Origin of the sequence: Sphingomonas sp., from assembly GCF_042096255.1 — a bacterium.
Taxonomy (GTDB): domain Bacteria; phylum Pseudomonadota; class Alphaproteobacteria; order Sphingomonadales; family Sphingomonadaceae; genus Sphingomonas.
In genome coordinates this window covers 1-3,846 of sequence record NZ_JBELLZ010000172.1, presented here as the reverse complement: position 1 = coordinate 3,846, position 3,846 = coordinate 1, and the positions used below count along the sequence as shown (strand labels likewise).

The 3,846-nt window shown below is 66.9% G+C and carries 2 protein-coding genes; both read left to right on the top strand.

The genetic code is table 11. The features are described 5' to 3' along the window. Nucleotides 1-108 precede the first annotated feature (108 nt). Nucleotides 109-2,007, top strand: coding sequence for a DNA primase (gene dnaG / locus ACFDTH_RS17815; RefSeq protein WP_375288890.1), 1,899 nt, complete (start codon nucleotides 109-111; stop codon nucleotides 2,005-2,007). Further along, a partial coding sequence (rpoD, locus tag ACFDTH_RS17810; protein WP_375288889.1) for an RNA polymerase sigma factor RpoD occupies nucleotides 2,007-3,846 on the top strand: 1,840 nt, incomplete at its 3' end. The genes dnaG and rpoD, both read left to right, overlap by 1 nt.

The window sequence follows — 3,846 nt, the reverse complement described above, 5'->3', positions numbered from 1 at the left end:
AAAAGCTGTCGGCCGGGACGATCGCGGAGCTGGACCGGGTGCTGGCACGCGCGATGGGAGCGTTCGGCTATCGTTGAGGGCGGACCTGTGGCATAGGTATAATCGCGCGTGACCCTGACGCCCGCCTTCCTGGACGAATTGCGCGCGCGCACCTCACTGTCCGCGCTGGTGGGCAAGACGGTGAAGCTCACCCGTGCCGGGCGCGAGATGAAAGGGTGCTGCCCTTTCCACAATGAGAAGACGCCCAGCTTCTACGTCAATGACGACAAGGGCTTCTACCATTGCTTCGGCTGCTCCGCGCATGGTGACGCCATCCGCTGGATGACCGACCAGCGCGGGCTGCCGTTCATGGATGCGGTGAAGGAACTCGCCGCCGCCGCCGGCATGGAGGTGCCCGCCCCCTCCGCCCGCGAAGCGGGGCGGGCCGAGCGGGCGAAATCGCTGCATGGCGTGATGCAGGCTGCTTCGGACTGGTTCACCCAGCAGCTCGGCGGGCTGGACGGCGCCGAGGCCCGCGCGCTGCTGGAGCGGCGCGGCATCTCCGAGACGACCGCGCGCGCCTTTGGCTTCGGCTTTGCCCCGGATGCGCGCGGCCGACTGCGCGCCGCACTCAAGGATTATGGCGATGCGATGCTGATCGAGGCGGGGCTCCTCATCAGCGTCGAGGAGAAGGAGCCCTATGACCGGTTCCGCGGCCGGCTGATGATCCCGATCCGCGACCCACGCGGGAGGGTGATTGCGTTCGGCGGGCGGTTTATTGGCGACGGCGAGCCCAAGTACCTGAATTCGCCCGACACACCGCTGTTCGACAAGGGGCGCACGCTCTACAACCTCGATCGCGCCCTGCCCGCCGCGCGCAAGGCGGACCGGGTGATCGTGGTCGAAGGCTATATGGACGCGATCGCGCTCGCCCAGGTGGGGATTGGCGAGGCGGTGGCGCCGCTCGGCACCGCGCTGACCGAGTCGCAGCTGGAGCGGCTGTGGCGGATCGCCGATGTGCCGCTCCTGTGCTTTGACGGCGACTCCGCCGGGCAGAAGGCGGCGATCCGCGCCGCCCACCGCGCGCTGCCAATGCTGGCGCCCGGCCGAAGCCTTGCCTTCGTGACGTTGCCCGAGGGGCAGGACCCGGACGATCTGGTGCGCAAGAAGGGCGTCGCCGCCTTCGAGACCTGCGCGGCCGCCGCCGAGCCGCTGGTGGAACGGCTGTGGAAGCACGAACTTGCCGCTGAGCCGCTCGACACGCCCGAGCAGCGCGCGGGGCTGAAGCAGCGGCTCAATGCGCTGGCGGACACGATCGCGGATGGTTCGGTCAAGGCCGAGTATCGCGCCGACTTCCGCCAGCGCTTCGACGAACAGTTCGCGCGCGGCCGGCAGTCGATCCAGCAGCGCACGCCCTTCTATCCTTATGCCCAGCGCCGACGCGGCGAGAAATGGACGCCGCCCCCCGCCCCCGTCACCGACGACGCCCGGGCATTGCGTGCGGCTGGCGGGATCGACCGGGTGCTCGCCAAGGCGGTGCTCGCCGGGCTGATCCGCCATCCGGCCGAGATCGCGCGGCATGTCGAGGTGCTGGGATCGCTGCGTTTCGTGGATGGCGCGCTCGGCCGGCTGTTCGAGGCGGTGGTGGAGCTGGCGCTGGAGGAACGCGCGCGGGCAGAGAAGCTTGATAGCGGCTCCCTCGTCACCATATTGCAGCAAAGCGGTTTCGACACGGTCGCGTCCGACCTCTTGAGAGCCGATGCCATGCCCTACAGCTTCACGCGGGCAACCGGAGACGAACGCCAGGCTTGCGAAGACCTCGACGAGGCGATCGCGATCCTGGTGACCCGCCCCGAGGTGGACGCCGCGCTGGCGGAGGCAACCTCCGCGATGCAGGCGCGCTTTACCGACGAGGCGTTCGCGCGGCAGGTGGCATTGGTGAACGAGCAGCGGGCGCTGGACGAGCGACTTGCAAATCTGGTGCAGGCGAAGGAAGACGCCCGCGCCCTGGGACCCGAGGACGATTGATGGCGAAAGTTAATGGTGGCGGCGGTGACGACGGCGTGGAAGTGACCGATGCGCCGCTGATCGACCTGAACGACGCGGAAATCAAGAAGCTGGTCGCTCGCGCCAAGAAGCGCGGGTACATCACCGTCGACCAGCTCAACGAGATGCTGCCGCAGGACCAGATGACCTCCGAGCAGATCGAGGACGTCATGGCCGCGCTCAACGAGATGGGCGTCAACGTCGTCGAGAACGAGGAAGCCGGCGAGGACGGCGATGCCGAGCAGCAGCCGGAGGAGGACGAGGCCGAGCCCGTAGACGCCTCGGGCGACGAGGCTGCCCCGGTTCTGGAGAAGAAGAAGGAAACCGTCGATCGCACCGACGATCCGGTCCGCATGTACCTACGCGAGATGGGGGCGGTGGAGCTGCTGTCGCGCGAGGGCGAAATCGCCATTGCCAAAAGGATCGAGGCGGGCCGCGATACCATGATCCTGGGGCTGTGCGAAAGCCCGATCACCTTCAACGCGATCATCGACTGGTCTACCGCGCTCAATGAGGGCACCATGCAGCTGCGCGAGATCCTTGATCTCGACGCGATGCTCTCGAAGGGTCCGTCGGCCGAGCAGGTCGAGGGCGCCGAGGACGACACCGGCGAGATCAGCGAAAGCGCCGCCGGCCCCTCCTACAAGGAGGAGGAGGACATCAAGGAGGAGGCCTCGTCCGACGACGAGGACGACCTGACCGAGCGCCGCACGCCGCGCCCGTCGGATGACGACGAGGAGGACAACACCCTCAGCCTCGCGCAGATGGAGGAGACGCTCAAGCCGCAGGCGCTGGAGAAGTTCGCCAACATTACCGCGATCTTCAAGAAGTTTGCCAAGGTGCAGCAGCAGCGCCTCGACGCGCTGGGGGCGGGCGGCGAGCTGTCGGCGGGGGACGAGCGCAAGTATCACAAGCTGCGCGAAGAGCTGACCGCCGAGGTGGAGAGCGTTCAGTTCCACCAGGCCAAGATCGAATATCTCGTCGACCAGCTGTACAGCTTCAACCGGCGCCTCACCGCGTTGGGCGGGCAGATGCTGCGTCTGGCCGAGCGCCACAAGGTCAACCGCAAGGACTTCCTCGACCGCTACGTCGGCCATGAGCTGGACGACACCTGGGTGCAGTCGGTGGCGGGCATCGACAAGAAATGGGGCAATTTCGCCGCCAACGAGGCCGACACGGTGGAGCGCATCCGCTCCGAAGTGGCGGAGATCTCGCAGTCGACCGGCATGGCGCTGGGCGAGTTCCGCCGGATCGTCAACATGGTCCAGAAGGGCGAGCGCGAGGCGCGCATCGCCAAGAAGGAGATGGTCGAGGCCAATCTGCGCCTCGTCATCTCGATCGCCAAGAAGTACACCAACCGGGGCTTGCAGTTCCTGGACCTGATCCAGGAAGGCAACATCGGCCTGATGAAGGCGGTGGACAAGTTCGAGTATCGCCGCGGTTACAAGTTCTCGACCTACGCGACCTGGTGGATCAGGCAGGCGATCACCCGCTCGATCGCCGACCAGGCGCGCACGATCCGCATCCCGGTCCACATGATCGAGACGATCAACAAGCTGGTCCGCACCAGCCGCCAGTTCCTCCACGAGAGCGGGCGCGAGCCGACTCCGGAGGAGATGGCGGAGCGCCTCTCCATGCCGCTGGAGAAGGTGCGCAAGGTGATGAAGATCGCCAAGGAGCCGATCTCCCTCGAAACGCCGATCGGCGACGAGGAGGATTCGCACCTGGGCGACTTCATCGAGGACAAGAACGCCGTCATCCCGGTGGACGCCGCGATCCAGGCGAACCTCAAGGAAACGGTCACCCGCGTCCTCGCCAGCC